At 59.7% G+C, this 16,713-nt stretch carries 7 protein-coding genes and 1 riboswitch; all 7 genes read right to left on the bottom strand.

Translation table 11 applies throughout. From position 1 onward, the window contains the following. Nucleotides 1-102: 102 nt before the first annotated feature. A complete protein-coding gene (locus KJS40_RS01080) occupies nucleotides 103-10,311 on the bottom strand; it encodes a filamentous haemagglutinin family protein (protein ID WP_213538731.1) in 10,209 nt (3,402 codons plus the stop codon). 71 nt (nucleotides 10,312-10,382) lie between these two features. Beyond that, nucleotides 10,383-11,966, bottom strand: a complete 1,584-nt coding sequence (locus KJS40_RS01075; protein ID WP_244859641.1) for a POTRA domain-containing protein — start codon at nucleotides 11,964-11,966, stop codon at nucleotides 10,383-10,385. Between the two features lie 106 nt (nucleotides 11,967-12,072). Continuing rightward, nucleotides 12,073-13,572: a hypothetical protein gene (locus KJS40_RS01070; protein WP_213538730.1), complete on the bottom strand. Its 1,500-nt coding sequence runs from the start codon at nucleotides 13,570-13,572 to the stop codon at nucleotides 12,073-12,075. An 88-nt stretch (nucleotides 13,573-13,660) separates the two neighbouring features. Continuing rightward, nucleotides 13,661-14,530, bottom strand: coding sequence for a PEP-CTERM sorting domain-containing protein (locus tag KJS40_RS01065; RefSeq protein WP_213538729.1), 870 nt, complete (start codon nucleotides 14,528-14,530; stop codon nucleotides 13,661-13,663). Nucleotides 14,531-14,581: 51 nt separating this feature from the next. Then, a riboswitch (cyclic di-GMP riboswitch) is annotated at nucleotides 14,582-14,663 on the bottom strand. 310 nt (nucleotides 14,664-14,973) lie between these two features. Then, nucleotides 14,974-15,741, bottom strand: coding sequence for an XrtB/PEP-CTERM-associated transcriptional regulator EpsA (gene epsA / locus KJS40_RS01060; RefSeq protein WP_107730194.1), 768 nt, complete (start codon nucleotides 15,739-15,741; stop codon nucleotides 14,974-14,976). Next, entirely contained in the window at nucleotides 15,738-16,001 is a 264-nt protein-coding gene (locus KJS40_RS01055) for a hypothetical protein (RefSeq protein ID WP_213538728.1), read from the bottom strand. Before KJS40_RS01055 ends, epsA begins: the two co-directional genes overlap by 4 nt. A gap of 30 nt (nucleotides 16,002-16,031) precedes the next feature. Beyond that, nucleotides 16,032-16,703: a type II secretion system protein gene (locus tag KJS40_RS01050; RefSeq protein WP_244859640.1), complete on the bottom strand. Its 672-nt coding sequence runs from the start codon at nucleotides 16,701-16,703 to the stop codon at nucleotides 16,032-16,034. Between the last annotated feature and the right edge of the window lie 10 nt (nucleotides 16,704-16,713).

Below are 16,713 nucleotides of genomic sequence, written 5' to 3'. Positions count from 1 at the left end.
GATATGCGCCATGCAGGGTCACTGCCAGCCGGTATTTCCGCACAGGAACGCCATGGCTGCCAGGCATTTGGTGCATCGGCATAGCGGCATGTTGCCGCGCCCTTACTCCCCGTGGCCGATCACCTCGGTTGAAATAAAGGTAGGTTTAAGCTGCCTCATCTCGTCGGATGTTCGTGTGGCATCCGACAGATTCTGCGATAACGCAGCGGTAGCCTTCGCCACATCGTCTCCTTGCGACGTAGCGCCCGAGGTGGTGGCGGTGACTGCACTGGCGTCCGCTACCGGCGTGCCGGTGGAAGCGCCTGATACGGAAATGTTATCCGCACCCAGCACAACTTGTGCGGCGATATTGAGATTGCCCGCCCGAATGCCGGCATCACCCGCATTCACCGTGCCCCTGGGCGCGATCAGATCAATGTCCCCTGCGGTTACGCCGCCGCTGGAAAGCGCCCCGATCCCACTGCCTGATGCAGCTCCCTGCAGTTCCTGGGTTACATTGCCCTGCGCATCCACCTTGACGACCGGCGGCGGCACTGCGGCCGCGGTCTTCTTGCCTTTACCGGCATCGATATCGCCTTCGCTCGACCATAACAGGACATCTCCACCGCCCACGGTAAGGATGCGTGACTGATTCACGAGGATGTCGTTGCGGGCGAAGCCGCGAATGTTGCCATCAGCCACCACCACCATGCCCAACACATCGTTGCCTGTGTTTATCAGTACTTCCGGCGTATTGCTGAGGCCGACTATCACGCCTCCTCCCGGTGCCATGAACTCGATGTTGCCGCCGCGCTCGGTCTTGATGCGGCTGGCGAACAAGTTGATCTCTCCCTGATAATTCTTGAAGCTTCCGTCCGGGTTTTGTTCCCGTATGCCCGGGAACACCAGTTCCAGCGCCGCATAACCACGCTCATAGTCGGCGGCATAAGGACTTTCGCGATTGTTCGAGTCCCGTCCGGTGACGAGCAACGCCGAATAAATCATCTCGCGCACCATGCCGCGCTGGGTTTCCCCATCCAGCACCTGTACCGCTTTCACTGCTTGCAGCGCATCGGAACCGCTCAGGACATCGTTCCCCACCAGCCAGCGCGCCTGCCACAACAGGGCATTATCCGGGCTGCCGCCCGCCTTTTCCAGTTCAGCTACCAGTCGGTCGACAGCGCCGGTATAATCGATTCCCTGCGCGCCCATTCCCGCTGCAACATGAATATCGGCGCCGCCGCGGGGCAGTTGCGCATTGTCGAGATCACCGCGGCTGACGATGCCCGCCGACGTCCCCAGATCGATATTCCGTCCCGCGGTCACCTCCAGCCGGCCCAGACCGCCCACCCAGATCCTGGCATTCTCTGTCCGGTCGTTACCGGAGGTGAAGGCGACATCCCTGCCCGCCACCACGCGGCTGAGATCGCCCGCGTTGACGTGCTGCGCAACGATACCCACGTCGCGTACATCCTGCCCGGCTCGGAGCTGAAACGCCTTGGCAAGGTCGAGAGTCAGTTCATTGAAATTACCCTGGATATCGCCCGCAACGGCGTAGACTCTCACCGGCCGCGTATCGCCCGCATGGACAGGCGTGGTGGCATGGACAAGTTCCCGGTCGGCAGGGCTCACGGTGGAAAGCGGAAACTGATTCGGTTTTATACCCGGCCTGATCGCAGTCGGGATCAGTGCGGGATCCCGGTCGCTCATGACTACCGGCGTATGAATATTGACGGAACCCGATGCGAGCAGCTCCAGATTCCCGCGCCCTGCGGGACTCAGCACCACTGCGCGCGTATTCGGCAGGACGATGCTTCCCTGAAAGGCCGTGAGCAACAGGCTGGGCGGCAGGATGGACAGCAATTCAGTCGTATAGGTATTGGCGGATACATTAAAACTCAACGGCGCCCCGTAAGCCTTTGCCAGCACGCTGGTATCGTTGTGCAGCGTCACCGTTCCATCCACGCTCTGCAGATGCACACCGCTGTCTTCGCCGTAAGACGAAAACAGACTCCAGCTCGGATTGGTGGAACTGAGCGCGCTGGCATTGAGATTGAATGTCGTGCCTCTGCCGGTGGCCTGAATCACGAGATGCGGATTCAGCACGGAATGAATGTTGACATCTCCTTGCGCGCGCACCCGCGCCTGCGTGTCGCTTAAAGCCAGGATAGTGTAGAGTGGTTTGCCATTCACGTTCTGCCCGCTGTCTATCCTGCCGCCCACATTCACGACCAGATCTCCGCGATCCGCATAGTATTGCCCACCCAGCAGATCGCCGCCGGTTTCCACCCGCACGTCACCGCCACCCGTCTTCACCAGACTGCCCGCATCCGGTGCCATGGCCGTCATGCGCGCCTGGGCCGGCGTGCTGGCGGAGAGGTTTTGGATCCTGCCGCCAGCGGTCAGTGTGACATCGCCGCCGCCCAGCGCGCCGACGCCTTGCTGGAACTGATCGAAGCGCACCCACCAGGCAGGCTGGAGCGTATACGCTCCAGTGGTTTCATTCAGCCTGCCCTGGCGGAATAACCAGTTGGAATAAAGTTGCGCCGACGGCGACCCGATGATATCGCCCATTGCCGTCATGCCGATGCTTCCCCCGCCCTGGCTGAACTGGGCATCGGCAGGCGTAATGAAACCATCGGCCACATCTGCCACGCGTCCGGCAGTGTATATCGCCGCCTTGCCGTCAGCGAGCTTGATGTCGCGTCCGGCGGACATGCGGATATCTCCCGTGCCGGTGCGTATCAGCTTGCCCGCCGCCAGAGTGATGTCGCCACTGCCCGCCTTCACTGCAAGCGGGTCGGCGGCGCCGGTATCCGCTCCGCCAACCAGCCGGTAACCCCAGGAATCTCCCGCGAGCAGGGTTGCGGGGGTCGTACCGCTGCTGAACTGGGTCGCGACGTTGAATCCATCCGACAGATTGCTGTTAATCTTGAGGTTGCCCCCGGCACGCAGGGTCAGCATGCCGGGCTCGCCACCCGCTCGGCTAACGCCGAGGTTCCAGTCCTTGCTGAGCGTGATATCCCCTGCCGATCGTACCTCGACACCGGGACGCACATGAAAAAGAGTATCGCCGGTTTTGCCCAGGCGCGAGGCGATCGTGCCTGCATGGGACGCAAAATGGGTGTTATCGGCGTTCACTGTGGCAAGACTCAGCGTTGTACCGCTACTTGTGCCGGTGTCGGTGAGCGTGGTGATATTGCCGTACACCTTTACCGCCTCCACCACGACCGATCCGGCTCCGCTGATACTGCCGTCGATGGCGCTCACTCCCACCTCATCGCCTGCGCCCGAGCGGGGGGCGCGCAGCAATACCTTGCCGCCTTCGCCGGACTGGCTGCCGCTGCCGCCATGCACATCCACCATACTGCCCGCGGCCAGGTTCAGCTTACCTTCCGTCGTACCGATCTCGACTTTGCCGCCGCTTCTATTCGAACCCGTTGCGTAGGCGTCGATCCTGGCGCCTGCCAGTACGGTCACGTCATTCCCTGCGTAAAGATCGATACGGCCCGCATCCTTGCCTGAGGCGTCAATGTGGCCGGCCACATCCAATTTTCCGCCATCCGCCGCAATGTGTATTTCTTTTGCCTTGACTGTATCGGCTGCCGCCAGATGGATATCGCCCGTGCGTACGCGCAGCGTTCTTGCGCCATCGAATCCACCCTGGTTGAGTGCCGTATTAAGTGTGGAGAAATCCGGCAGCATCGCCACATCCAGCTCAAAACGCGCCCCATCGCCTCTTGCACCGCTGTTATCCGCCGTGGCCGAACCCTGCAGACTGCTCGCGGCAATGTTTGCGGTACCATTGGCTGCGCGCATGATTACTTTACCGGCATCGCCGCCCTCCGCGCCGGATACATTCACCCGCGCACCGTCTTGCACGAGTATGTCTCCGTTATCGCTTGCCAATGCGATCATGTCGCCCGGTGATATACGGCTCGCATCGAAAAAAACCACCGGCCGGCCTGCCACGTTCAATACGCCATTTGCGCCCAGCACCAGATTTCCGGCGGTCGCCGCAAGTTTGAGCTGTCCTGATGGCAGAATTGCCTGGGTGTCGAACATCACCTCCGTACCCGACAGCGCCCACTTCGCGCCCAGCGTGTTTATCGCCGCAAGAACGCGATCGGGCGACCTCATAGTGGCATCGAGCCTGCCGCTTGCAGTCAGCGTCTGATCGGCGCCTTGCTCGCCGCTGATCCGCGCCACGTTCAGATTCGTATTTCCGGTGGCGCCGATATCGGTGCTGCCGGTACCGCGTCCGATCAGTTCGGTCGCCATGACGTCAACCTGGGAAAATCCCTGGATGGCTTTGACGCCTTCGCCCAACACCAGTTTATCCGCCTGTATTGCCAGCATGCCGTTGCCGAGCGCTCCGCCTGGCGTGAAGGCCGCTGCCGCCGGGTTTGACAGCACGATGCTGTTCGCACGCAGATGTGCGGTTTTACCGCCATTGTCGAGGCCGGCCAGCCCGGCGCCCTGCAGATTCAGGGCGTGCAGTGTCGGTTTGCCGTCCGCGTTTACCCCGCCAATGCTGACATCTCCATACAGGTCGAATGTCTTATAGCTCGTCAGCGTCAGTGAATTCAGGCTGTTCAACCCATCGAGCTCGCCCTGGCCGAGAGTCAGGCCGTCGGAACCTGCCGGTGCGTCGCCAAAATTAACGCGTGCTGCGCCAATCGATAAATTTCCAGCGACCGGATTACCCTTGCCATCCGAAAAAACAGGCGTGCCCGCGAACGTATTCTGATGGGTGGCATCCAGCGTAATCGAATTCGATGCATGAATGATGCTGCCGGCTTCCCCTGCCAGCGTACCCCGGGACTGATCCGGACTGCCGCTACGCGAAAAACCGGCGACCGTGGAAGCCGCCCGCACCAGCACTCCGTTTCCATCGGCGCTATAGCTGCGCGTTCCACCCGTACTCATCGCGTTGCCTTGCGCTTCGATGGCGCTGCCGGCTTTGAGCGTGAGGGTATCCTTCGCCGCAAGGATGATTTCATCGCCTTTCAGGGCGTGACCGGCATCATTGGCCAATGTCACCTTATCTGCGCCGACCGTTAGGCCGATCGTAGTGCCGCCGGTGACAGGGTTCGCGACACCCGCGCTGCGCGTGCCGCCCAGCAACAGGCTGGCCGCACCCATGGCGTTGAGTGTAGCAGCCTCGATGCGGGTGGCCAGGGGGTCGATTCCGGATGGGTTGCCGCTGGTGACAACAATGTCGGGCGCGCTGATATCCACTGCCGCCCCGCGGCCGCCTTCGGCTGCGGCCAGTTTGAAAATGGCATCCAGCGTCAGGCCGCCGGTGGTCTCCAGGGTGAGCAGACCCCCATCCTGCGGACGGCTGGAGTCGTTTGCAAAAAAATCGGACGCGCGGGTAAGCGTAATTTCCGACCGCTGTAAAACCTGATCGCGGGTCAGCACTTCAAATCCGCTCCACAGCGCATCACGCGGGCCGCCCGATGCTGCGCGGCTGTCCGTTACATAGCCCGGCACAACCTGAATACTGTCCTGTTTGCTGTAAGCCTGTCCCGGCAGCAGATTGGATACGCCCGGGTTGAGCCGGACCGCATAGGCGCCGGGCAGCAGTGCGTAGTGAGCGGGTAGCAACGTGTAGGTGTCCGCAGGCAGCCCGGGTATGCCAGAAAGGTAGACGGCATCGCCCGCCGTGCGATCGAAGCCGGTGTTTTCCTGCCTGTCGCCGGGCGCATAAGAACTCGCGTAACCCGGCAGGATGGCATAGATGCCCGGATCGTTCAGTATGTCGCGCGCCCCTCCCGGTCCCACGCTGAATTCGTAAGACTGCAAATCTCCCCCACCCGCGAGTTGAATCGTGGCGCCCGCCTGCATGTCGATATTCGCCGCCTGGGTACGGATGGATTTTTCAGCCAATGCAAGCTGCGGGATATCCTGTGAGTCCGGCCTGTATAACCAGCTACGGCCATTCACGGTCATGCCGAACGGAATCAGGCTGCCGGGAATGGCAGCGATGGAAGTCAGGCTTCCGTCCTTGAAGACAAGTGTATCGGCAGCAGTGAAAGCCAGTTGGCCGAACGGCGCCCATATATTGCCGCCCTGGATGATATTCGCGGCGGTTACCGCAAGGCTGCCCAAGGCGGACAACGGCTGCGGCGGCCGCATAGTATTGCCGCTGAATGTGACTGTTTGCCCTGGCGCCCGAATATCGACTTGACTATAGGTCGTAGGGGCAACCACCGCGCCATGAAAAACGAGATCGGCCGCACTCGACAGCGTGGCTGTCGGACGCGGTGTGGCGCCTGTGCTCACTCCCGAAAGCCTTATTTCCCGGGCGCCTTTGAATTCGGAACGCGCCATGCCGGTCAGACTGAGATTGCCCGCGAGCTCCAGCAACTGCGCGTCAGCCCTGAAGTTGCCGGTGCCCGCAACCGGTGTATTCACCCGATCCTGAAGCACCACATCGAAATTGCCCAGCCGGATGGTTTCCGCCTTCAGCGCGGCTTCGCCCCCCGCTGTCTCGATGCGGGGGGCATCGAGCACCAGCTCTTTCAATGGCAGGGCTCGATTGGCGCCCAGGTTCAGGTCGTTCTCCAGGCGGATTGCATCCAGGCTTTTCAGCGCAATGCGGTCGAAACCGGCTGCGTCGAACGCCGTGGCGCCCAGCCGGGTCTGCCGTCCAAGTCCGGCGGGGAGGGCGACGCCCGGAATGAGGCCGCCTGCCTGAGGCGCAACTGTCTGCGCCAGGCTCAATACGCGCTCGCCGGCGGGAAACCCTTTGTCCTGCGGATTGCTCACATCCACAAGTCCCAGGACGAGATCAAGCGTGCCGTCGCGATTCGACGCGCTGCCTCCCCGCGCCATGATGCCCCCGTCGAGCAGTATGCCTTCACGTGCAACGATGTTGACGGAGCCGGCGTCGCTGCCCACCCACTGCCCCAGACCCCCGGCCGCGTTCAGAATATCCAGCCGGACCGGCACGGCGCCGGCAATGTTGATTTTTGAACCCGCTTCGGCTACGACATTGCCGAACTGTGCGTTCAAGGTTACTCTGCCGCCACTCAGCACTTCACCCTGCGTCAACCGCTGGTTGTCGAGATAGGTCAGCGCCGACCCGGATACGTCGAGTACGGCCTGTTTGCCCAGCCAGATGCCGTTGCCGGCATTGAAGTTGAACTCGTGGCTGTGATCGAGCGTTGCCGTAATGCTGCCGCCGGAAGCGGTGATCCGGCCCTGTATGTCTACCAGCCGATCGGCGGCAAGCATGATTTCAGCCTTGGGGTCCGCCTCGATATGCGCGCCTGCGCCGATCAACAGATCGGCCGCTCCCTGCTCGTCGGGATTTCTCACCACAAGACTCAGATTTACCGGTTGGCGCACCAGATCATCCAGTTTAACCTTGTGGCTGAAACCTTCGATCTGGCTGCCGCTCGGCCGTAGCGTATATTCGGGCAGCAGTTCCAGGCTGAGAACGGTCGGCTTGATCCGAACCCCCTCGGATAACGTCACATTCTCGATCCCGGCAAGATTGATGTTGGCAAAACCTGCGCGCTCGAAAAATCCCGTATCCAGATTCACTGTGCCGGAATTATTGTCCGGCGTGCCGCCTATCTGTATTTTGTTGCTGGAAACAGTGAGCGTGCCGCCACCGCCGAGGCCATGGCCGCGCACATTGTCGCCAAGGCCCGATAAGGCATTGCCCGACAATCTGATTTCGCCCCCTTTCCCTGCAATGACCTTGCCTCGGCCATCGACTTTGAGCCGGCCGCCGCCGGTGACATCCATCAGTGTATCGTGCCCCAGGGCGAGATTATCGGAAGCCGAGAGCGTGATCTCCCCGCCATGCGGCAGCGCAACCTCGCCCGAGCCCGCGGGGACGCCGCGCAATTCGTTCACCCAGGCGCCTCGTGCCGAAAGTGTCACGCCCTCGGCCACGACCAGATCCACAGGGCCGGAAGCGATATTGACATCGTTCCTGCGCGCATCGAGCACAATCGAACCACTCGGCGCCACGATATCCGCATCGACCGTCAATCCTTGTGCGGTAATATTTATGCTGCCGCCTTGCGGAGTACGCAACGCCTCGCGCACCGCTACCGCCTGATTGCTGAAAATCTCCAGGTTGGCGATCCTGTCCCTGCCCAGCAGCGTCGGGTTGAGACGCAGGGTATTGACGAGATCGGGTGCAAGCGCATCACCAAACTTGAACCCGTCCGGCAGCGTAGTGCCGGTACTGCTCAGCTCGACCAGCTGGTTTAATTTATAGTCATCTCCGGTACTGGTCGCATGGGTAACTGCCCCGGTGCCCAGGGTCAGGCGGGCGCCGGCAGGCATGACGCCTGCGTCACGCTGCACTTCGCCGACAACGGTGCGGCCCTGAACTTCCCCCTGCATCACAATGGCGCGCAGACCGATTACTTCCAGGGCGCCCGCATTCTTTCCTTCGATGTAGCCTGGGTCATAATTGTAGCTCTGCCCCAGATCGATCACCTCTTTTACGTTCCAGCGCCCGAAATTCTGAACGTAACGGGTGGCAATGCCGTCGTAACGCACATCGGCGCGCGCACTGGCGATATCGGTCGTTACGCCGCGAGACATGACAAGGGTGGTGGGTACGCTGGCCGGAGTGTAGCGCAGGCTGCCGCCGGATAGATCGACCACCGCCCCGGATTCGATGATGGCTTCACCCAGCGAGTTCAGGCGCACCGTGCCACCCTGGGTCGAGCGCTCTGCGACGGTGCGTTCGAGACGCGCCTGATAGGATTGCAGGCTATCCTTGGCGATCAGGGTAGGCATGCCTGTATTGGCGTTGCTCAGGGCACGGTTGATGTCGACATAAACCTTCTGGCCACGCAGCGGACCGTCGCGGTTCACCGGGGAATCCTTCAATTCGTCCCCTCGCAATTCGACTTCCACGCCGTTTCGTGCCGTGGAAACCTGCACGTTTTCGAGTCCGGATACGCTGATGCGGGCACCGCTGGCGATGTGAATACGCGCCGTGCTGGAGGCAGGCAAATTAAATTGCTGCTTGAACGGATCATTATTCACGACCATGCCGGGATCATCGATGGCGATAAAATTCACCTCACCCGCTGGTGCATGGATTACTGCCCCGTTTTCCATCCGTATGTCCTGCCCCAGCACCCTCACCTGGGATGGGAGCACGAGGCCCGTACCCGTCAGTCCATCCACCAGACCGGTCTTGTCCGACACCTCCGGCATCACCTCCGTCAGGCTGCCACCGGCAAGAACCACGCGGCCCGCGCGCGTCGAATTATCCTGCGCGGTTGCGGCGTCCTTGGCCAGCAGGTAAACCGAACCGTTGGCGGTTACCGAGGTCGTTGCCCGCGCGATACCCTTCTGGTTGACGGCATACCCCACCATGGTGACGTTGCCGCGCGGCGTGCTCAGTTCACCCAGATTGGTGACGTGACCGAGTTTGTCCAGCGCGCCTTCTTTCAACGACACGGCCCGGCCATCCAGAACGCCATCCTTGATATCGGTGTTGGCCGTGTCGAAATCTCCCAGGCCGGCCGGGCTCTCCACCTCAACCAGCAGGCCGCGCACATTGGCATCCACCGGTTCGGCGGACGCCGAACGTAAAAATACCTTGGTGCCGGCAGCGGCGATCACCTGCCCGTCCGGTGCTTCCACCGTGCCCTTGTTGATCACCGTGGGGGCGATCAGCATCACCCGTCCCTGGCTCCCAGCTGTAATGCGCGCGCCTTCGAATACCTTGATGAACCCGCCCGCGCCTTCGAATTGGGGGACCGTTTTCTGCGTGGTCAGAAAAGCGTTAAGGATGAAGTTGTCGTGAATATCCAGGCTGCTGGCGGTAAAACTGCCGAGGTTCACTTGCGATGAGCCCATGAAGGCAATGCCGTTTGTGTTGACAAGAATGACGTTAGCATTTTGTCCGGCTGCCTGGGTGAGAATGCCGGCTATGACGCTGGGGTCGCTGTCCCAGACGCGGTTCAGGGTGGTGAAATTCGCGCCCTGCACCAGATTCTGCGCGGCAAGGCTCTCCACCTGCTGAAACTGTACCGAATGTCCGGGACTGACATTAAACGTTTCCCAGTTGAGAATCGCTTTTTCGCCTACCTGGTTGACCACGGCCTGATGACCATGGTCCTGATAGCTCGCCTGACCTGCGGTGACAAAACCCGGCACTCCCGCGCCGCACCCGCCCCCACAGGGCACCGGCAACTCGGCCTGCGCGGATGCGGCCAGCAAAAGTCCCGTTAGGAGCAACACCCTCCCGCCTGCCGCCTTGCCACGGCTGTGCGCCGTTTCCGCTGCGGGAACCCGCATTCCCAAGGTTGGGTTGAAAATCAACCGGTATATATTGCGATTCATCCGTCAGCTCCTTCAAGGATGGTCTGCCGTGCGGCCTTTTGTAGCCGGTTCTCGTATGGGTCATTCATGCTTCACCATGCGTGCCGGACCAGAAAATGCACGCGTTTATCTCCCGCTTTCGTTCGGCCGGCTTCTTCCAGCGCGACGGCCCAGCTAAAGTCGGCCGATACGCTGTCCCAGCCTCTGATCCGTAGACCCATCCCGGTGCCCGCCAGATCGAACCGGTCCTTCTGTCCCGGCAATGGCTGCTGCACACGCACGGTTCCACCGTCGATAAAAGCCAGCAGGCGAAACTCATTCAGCGCCTCCAGCAGATAACTGGCGTAGTCGGGCGTAAAAACTTCCAGTTGCCCGGTCGCGCTATCGTCGCCCAATGCGGCAACTTCATAGTAGCCACGCACCGTGCTTATCCCGCCCACGATGGTTTGCTCGTTATTAATAAGCGGTTGCGCCGCAATCTGCCAGGTCGCCCGGCCGGTCACGCCCCAGCCCTGGCGCATGGTTTCGGTATGCAAAAAATTACCACGCAAAAATAAGTAGTTCGAATGCGCCTTGAAGCGTTTGTTGGCGAATTCCGTTTCGCTTCCTACCAGTCCGCGCACGTGGAAATTCAACGACAGCCCCAGTTTGGTAGTACGCCCCTCTCCCATCCAGGTGCCATCCCAGCCCACGGTGAAAGGCGTGTAAGTGATCGGCGTATTGAAGTTGCCACCGTCAATGAGATTGATTTTCTGGGTAAAATCCTTGTAGTCCATCCCAAGCGTTGCGGTATGGAAGAATTTCGCGCCGCCCGGCAGCGGCAGGATGTAGCGCCCCCCGAATATCATGCCATTCCCAAGCACATTGAGCGTACCCAGCGAGGCGACGGTGGATGCGGAATAGATGCCATACAGGGCGAGAAACCCGCCGGATTCCAGCGGCAGCGTATAATTGGCGGAAAATACCTTGCTCTGGTCCGGGTTCTCCGGCGTAATGAGCCCGGTCAACCCCAGGCTATGCTGTCTGTGCCACAGGTTGTCCCAACTCAGGTTCGCGCTGAGCCGTGTCAGCGTCGTATTCGGGATCTGCCGGCTATTCAGTTCCACGCTGCCATGCAGCGGCAACTGATCCTTCACCTTCAGATCGACTTCCACGGTGCCGGGTGTTTTGCCGGCCCTTAACACCGGCGTGATTCTGCGATCGGCCGAGCGATTCAAGCCAGCAAGCTGTTTCTGCATTTCCTTGAAGTTTGGCACATTCCCCTCGGCCAGCTCAGGCACCGCGGCCTTGATATCGGCCGGGCTGAAATAGCGCGAATCGACCACGCGCATACGTCTCACCGGCGCCTCGGTTACTGCCAGCCTGACCACTGCGTCCTCTACCTTTTGCTGAGGGATGCTGACCAGCACCGTCAGATAACCCGCGTCGTGATAGGCGCGTTCCAGCGCATCGCGCGCCTGTTCCACATCCGCCAGCGTTTTATTTTCACCCAGGTAAGAATAAACCGCCTGTTCCACCACCGTGACAGGCAGCAATGTCGCGCCTTCGACCCGGTATTCGAACACATCGAATTGCGCATCCTGCGCATGGGATGCCTGCATCCATCCGGCAAGACAAAACAGGCAGCACACTCGCAATACTTTATTAACTGTTCGCCACATTCGATCGATATTCACAAGCCCGGCTCAAACCGCTTTTTACATAAATGCAAATGGGACAACCCGGAATGGGTTGTCCCGAACAACTTATCGGCAGCGTTGCACCGCCTTTAGAGCGCGATGCCTACTGGATTGCAGGCTGGCAGGAGTTGCCGAGACGCGCGCCCTTGGAAGTGGGGCCGCTTGAACCGGCGGCCGGCGTGGCGAAGATACCCTTCAGATCACTTTCCCCCAGGGTGGCGGCGGCTGCGGCGATCAGGTCCGTACCCGCAGCGCTGGCAGGGCTGACCGAACCTCCGGCCGTAAATGCCGCCAGCTCATACCAGAAGGAGTAAGAGCCATCCATCGCTTCCGCGCGCTGTTGGGCATCGGAGTTGGGCGACACGCGATCCAGCTTGACGAAGGCCCAGCGGTCGGCCGTCGCGGTGGGTGCCGGGGTATTTTCCGCGGATACCACGCCCAGGGCGAATTGGCCCGCGCCGGTTGCCGTATTCAATGCACTCTTCACGCCGCCGGTACTGGATTGCTCGGTTATCACTACCGTCGGTGTGCTACCCGTCGCCCGAGCGGGTTCCAATGAGCCTCCAGACAATCCGGTGGAGCAGGGCTTGGCCAGGAAACGCATGTTCGAAGCGGATTGAGTGCCGGAAGTGGGAACACGCCGGACAAGATTGACTATGGAACCCGCGGGTCCACCAAACAGGCTGCCATCCACGTTTTCAACCGTATCCCTGTTGGCAACGGCAGTATAGCGCTGGGCTGGAAGACTGGGCTGGCAGGAGGCAGGCGTGAGAATGGGGGCGGTGGGCGACCCGTCGTCACACGTCGAAGCCAGTATACCGCTGGCGACATCGTTCTTCTGCAACTGGTGGTACAGCGGATAGCTCACCGCCACGCCAAAAGCCTGGCCGACGTTCGTGGCCACTTCACCGCCGATTGCGCCCAGATCAAGCCCGATATCGAGATTTTGCCGGTTGATCAGATACTCGGTATCCGAAAAGCCGCCGTCGGGGTAACTCTCCCCAGGCTTGCCCGCCGCATCGCCTTTGAGCGAAGCAGTAAAGGTTTTGGTGATAGTGTCGCTACAGCTGTTGTAGCGCCCGATGGGGTAAGCCACTCCGTTGAGCGTGACATTTGTGATTGCAGGGGTACCGGCCGCACATTTGCCACCCGCACCCAGGGATTTCAAATCATTCACACGCTTGAGGTTGCCCGGCAGATAACCATGGGGATTCGGCTCACCCGCCATGCTCAGGTGCGGAGCGTAGGCGTTGAAGGAACCGCCTTCCACGGTGTGATACACCACCACTTTCTTCCCCGCCAGCGAACCCGCGGCTGAACTCATGGTGCAGGCATAGGCGACCCGGTCGCCGCTGCTCTTGCCGGGCTCGGTGCCCGCGCCTTCCAGGTACATATGTGCGTCGTTGGCGCCGCCGTTGCCGGCCAAGCCATTGCAAAGCGCCATCACGCTACGGAACACGGCATTGGTGGGGGCCGACGCGCCGGACAGCCACACGTAGGTGGTGGGGCCTGCGTTGACCTGGGCGGGGGTCAATGCGAACGCGGCCTGGGCGGCGCCAAGCGCGGCCACAGCCACAGCGATCTTGCTCAGATTCATTTTCATCTTGATATCCTTTTAAACTGATTGGTACAGTCAATAAGCCTGTGTCTTTCCGATTCCCCGACGGGGACATGGGCAGGCAAAGAAAATCCTAGACGCCGGTGCGGCGACGAACCATCATGCCGAGCATTCCGAGACCTGCCAGCAGCATGGCCCAAGTATCCGCTTCAGGCACGGCGCTTACCGCCGTGAAACCGAGGACTCCGGCTTCGTTCAGGGTAAATTTGCTGAACTCGCCCGTACCGATAACGCCGTCGTTATTCAGGTCCACGCCGAAAGGTGTCGACACAACCTGGTTGAAGGCACTACCTGGCTTCTCGGTCAGAAACCAGAAATTCTGTTCCGTACCCAGCGACTGGGTCGTATCGACCGTAGTTTTTGCCACCCAGTTGTCACCTTGCGTCGACCCTCCGATAGCACCGAAGAAAGTATCGGGTTGATCGGTCGGCATTGCGACACTGGCGCCATTGGCATCGGTGGCGTGGGTGCCACGGCTATTGTTGGCATCGATATACAGTCCCATTTTCTCAAACCCACGCAGGTTGGCGTTCGTCAGACTTGGAATTTTCTCGACATTCATGGTGCTCAGAAAATGTTTGCTACCGACGGTGCTGAAATCCAGAGCGATGACGCTGAATTCGATACGACTTACGTTGGCGGGACCAACGAAACTCAACAACTGGTTCCAGGAAGCGCCGTAGGCGCCGGTGGTAAGATCCCAGGCCTTGCTAAAGCCGGCCTGGCCATTGGCGGCGATCATATCGTCCATCCGCATGCCGAGATCGAACAAGGCGGAAACGTCGTCGCCGCCGGAGGTAGCGGATGTGCCGCCGTAGTAGCGCACGTTGAGCAGCAATTCGCCATTGCCGCTAGCGCCGCTCTCCATGAAGGCAAAGGCCGGCGCCGAGGCTCCCATGATGATGGCGGCTGCGAGTGCGCCAAGCTTGAAATTCATTTTCATTACCGAATACTCCCTAAATAGTTAATGTTGCAAACATTCAGATCAACCTATAGGAGCAACCCGGCTGCCTCCGCTTGTGCGTAGACCCGCAGCTTTCCGTCCCCGCCTCGCGACAGGTTTGGCTTTGTTCCTGAACGGCTCAAGCGCTTGCGCCTGTTACCGAACCCTTGCCACTATATGCAGCCATCGTGAAGCGCGCGTGAAGCGATCCCGTGGTTTTCGTAGTACTTTTGTCCATTTTTTCTGTGCGCGGCACCCACGCTTAAAACGTCGTCAATACCTGGTCATGCCGCTCCCAATGCTAGAGATGCCATATGACGGTAGATAGGTAGCTCGCCCGGGCTTTTCATGAAGCGTTCGGACTATGCGGCAGGAACCGGAACTTGGTGCGCTGAGGAAGAGAGGCAGGGAAGGAAGCTGCGGCACCCCTGCGAACGTGCCGTTTAAAGCGTGAGCTTCAACGCCATTGCCTTGGCTACCGCATGAGCCCGGTTATTGACATTTAACTTGCGCAAAATTTTTTGAACATGGTTTTTAACGGTAAGCGGACTGATATCGAGCAAATGCGAAATTTCGAGATTGTTCTTGCCCATTTGCACATAGCGCAGGATTTCCGTCTCCCGGTCCGTGATGAGCTTCCTGCTTTTTTCCACCGTAACGCCGTGCTTGCAATCGCGCTCGTGGAACAGCATGCGTACCAGCGCTATATGCATATGAGGCATCAGCAGTTCGAGAAAATAGGCGTGACGCTCGGTTAATGCACAGGAAATTTGCGTAAAGGCGAACAGACTCCGAACCCGGCCATTGACATCGAACATGCCGTGCGCTGCGATGCGTTCCAGATTGTCACGCTTGAGATCGTTTGCGAAATGCTTGTATGCAATGCCGTTCGGGTTTTGTGGACACAACAGGAATGGCTGGTTTTTGCCTGCGGCCCATGCCGACATGACTCGGGTCATGACACCGCCATCCGGCCGGCAAAGCTCGGAAAACGTGGCATCGTTTATGCTGGTACGGCTGAATTTTTCCATGCTGACCGACTGGCCGGATCCTTCATCGAATATGCATATGAGCATGCCATGCGGCAAAAGACTTTGCACCTCGCCTTGGGCCCACAGGAAAAATTGATGACGCAAGGAAATAGCTGTCGATGAATCAATAATCCGAAACAGGTATTCCGTTTCTCTCTCTGTCAGCGTAATGCTCCTCATATACCGGCTCCCGTGCCTTGATTTTTATTTGTGCCGCATGCCCTGCGACGATATTGGCACCGCTGTTCTTGTTCAACCTCGGCAGCCCGCTCATTCTCAGCATGTTGCATGACGGGATAATTAAGGAAGCGTGTCAAATAGATGAACATGATGCTGGGCAGAAGGATCATGCCCGCCTGCTTGCACAGGCGACATGCTGTGACGATGTCATTTTTTGCGCGATACGGAATATCGTTGGCGGGAATCGTCGTCAATTTCATGGCATTGCCCGACGGCATCACAGCCCATGACTAGTACTGTGCGTTTCCGGAAGGGAAACCTGGTGGCTGAAAAACGGGATCGGCTTCAGCCGATGGATCGGGAGAAACCGGGAATGGCGGTTGTTCCGGCTGCGCCCGGGGTTGAAGGTCTCGCCCTGGTTCGTTCCACGGCTGAGGATGGGGCTGTGATGGTGGGTCTGCCTGGGGCTGTGATTGTGATTCCGGTTGCGGTGAGGATCCGCCGGCTTCTCCTGGCAAATAAATGAACTTCCAATCCTGATAACTTACCGCTTCCGCGAAAGCGGCATAGCGTTCCTGAAAATTAGCTCGCTTGAGTGGCTTCCGGATCGAGAGACTGTGCACGCCGATAATTCCCATGCCTGGCTGCCTGATCAGCCCCCATTGGGCAACGCCCGTCACAGGATCGAAAAAGATTTTGCGTAAATGCCGTTTGATTATCGGGAAGCGATCGTCCGCGAGCAATTTCTCCAGAGAATCAGGGTAACGCTTGGGCATCCCCGGTGAACTCTCGTAGTACGACCCTATCGCCAGCCTGAATTGTTCGCCGACGAACATGAGCTCCACTTCTTTTTCCCGTCGTGCTTCGGTTTGCCATATCTGGCCTGCGCCGGCCACCACGATGCCGGTCAATGCGACCGCGAATAGCATCCAGATGTAGGTAAAACCGCTTTCCCCGCGCATGTCTCACTCC

The sequence above is a fragment of the Nitrosospira sp. NRS527 genome (assembly GCF_018406445.1).
In the GTDB taxonomy this organism is placed as follows: Bacteria; Pseudomonadota; Gammaproteobacteria; order Burkholderiales; family Nitrosomonadaceae; genus Nitrosospira; species Nitrosospira briensis.
Note: the sequence above shows the minus strand (reverse complement) of the source record. Positions and strands in the feature narration are given on the sequence as shown.

Excerpts from the sequence above, each read along its gene's own strand:
- KJS40_RS01080 (WP_213538731.1), bottom strand. The coding sequence starts at position 10,311 with ATGAATCGCAATATATACCGGTTGATTTTCAACCCAACCTTGGGAATG.
- KJS40_RS01070 (WP_213538730.1), bottom strand. The coding sequence starts at position 13,572 with ATGAAAATGAATCTGAGCAAGATCGCTGTGGCTGTGGCCGCGCTTGGC.
- KJS40_RS01065 (WP_213538729.1), bottom strand. The coding sequence starts at position 14,530 with ATGAAAATGAATTTCAAGCTTGGCGCACTCGCAGCCGCCATCATCATG.
- KJS40_RS01055 (WP_213538728.1), bottom strand. The coding sequence starts at position 16,001 with ATGAAATTGACGACGATTCCCGCCAACGATATTCCGTATCGCGCAAAA.
- epsA (WP_107730194.1), bottom strand. The coding sequence starts at position 15,741 with ATGAGGAGCATTACGCTGACAGAGAGAGAAACGGAATACCTGTTTCGG.
- KJS40_RS01050 (WP_244859640.1), bottom strand. The coding sequence starts at position 16,703 with ATGCGCGGGGAAAGCGGTTTTACCTACATCTGGATGCTATTCGCGGTC.